We start from the raw sequence: 1,190 nt of genomic DNA on the forward strand, positions 1-1,190 counted from the left end.
TTTAGGATGGGGATTTTTAATCCAGCTATAGACGGTGAATTTGCTGATCTTGTAGCGCTTTGCAACAGCGCGCCAAGTTTCTCCATTAGCAATATCGTTAAGAATTTTCTGTCGGAATTGGCTGCAGTAGGTCATAGGATATGCTCAGTTTGTTTTTGATAATTCTACTACAAGTTGTTCTTTATATCTGCTTTGGATAGATTGGATTATAAGTGATTTGACTATAGCTATATTTTCTTGCTTTACAAAAAATCAAATTAAGAGCCAACAACGTTGTTATTGTCTATAAAAGACTAAAAACGTCCAACTAAAGAGAAAGAAAAATGGCATACCAAAGTCTAAGATTGAAAAATAAAGCTATTAAAATCAATTATCTATATGAAAAAATTGGTGGAGGCGGGGGGATTTGAACCCCCGTCCGCGAATCCTCAACTTTCGGTACTACATGCTTAGAGCCATTGATTAAATTTTAGTCTTCAAGCAGCCAATGGTCAGGCATCTTTCAGACGATTCTACTAAGTTTAACGAATAACCGGTAGACGCGATTATTCGCGATTCTGTGTTAATGACGCTCAAGCTAAAACCACAGACATTTTTAGGTGAGCGAAAGCGGGATTAAGCCGCTAAAGCGTAGTTGTCGTCGTTTGCAACTATATTTTTGAAAGGGTTTTACGAGGTTCTCTCATCCTCGACATGCACCTAGAGCCTTGCAATCCCCGTCGAATCCAGGAACGCCCCCTAGTGATTTTTATCATAACAAATTTTAAAGCAAATAACAGTAACTAATTTCTTTTTTACTTATGAAAATGATATAACTATAGTCAAATCACTTATAATCCAATCTATCCAAAGCAGATATAAAAAACAACTTGTAGTAGAATTATCAAAAACAAACTGAGCATATCCTATGACCTACTGCCGCCAATTCCGACAGAAAATTCTTAACGATATTGCTAATGGAGAAACTTGGCGCGCTGTTGCAAAGCGCTACAAGATCAGCAAATTCACCGTCTATAGCTGGATTAAAAATCCCCATCCTAAAGGCTTTACTGAGCGTAAGCCCTCAAAGATTGATGATGAAGCCTTGCTTAAGGATATTGAGCAGTATCCTGATGATTACCAATGGGAAAGCGCTAGACGTTTTAATTGCTCGCAATCAGCGATTTGTTATGCTCTAAAGCGACTAAAGA

General features: G+C 37.6%; 2 protein-coding genes and 1 other RNA gene. 1 reads left to right on the forward strand and 2 read right to left on the reverse strand.

Features of this window, described 5'->3' with window-relative positions; genetic code table 11:
* The coding region (locus A5N85_RS17910; protein ID WP_143143294.1) for a helix-turn-helix domain-containing protein at window positions 1–135 on the reverse strand (135 nt) is incomplete at its 3' end.
* 253 nt (window positions 136–388) lie between these two features.
* Window positions 389–739, reverse strand: a transfer-messenger RNA (tmRNA) gene (gene ssrA, locus A5N85_RS13135).
* A 168-nt stretch (window positions 740–907) separates the two neighbouring features.
* On the opposite strand from ssrA, the gene A5N85_RS13140 reads away from it, so the two are divergent.
* Window positions 908–1,190 (forward strand): IS630 transposase-related protein (locus tag A5N85_RS13140; RefSeq protein WP_072577586.1); only part of this gene is annotated, 283 nt, incomplete at its 3' end.

The sequence above is a fragment of the Suttonella ornithocola genome (genome assembly GCF_001889065.1).
Classification (GTDB): Bacteria; Pseudomonadota; Gammaproteobacteria; order Cardiobacteriales; family Cardiobacteriaceae; genus Suttonella_A; species Suttonella_A ornithocola.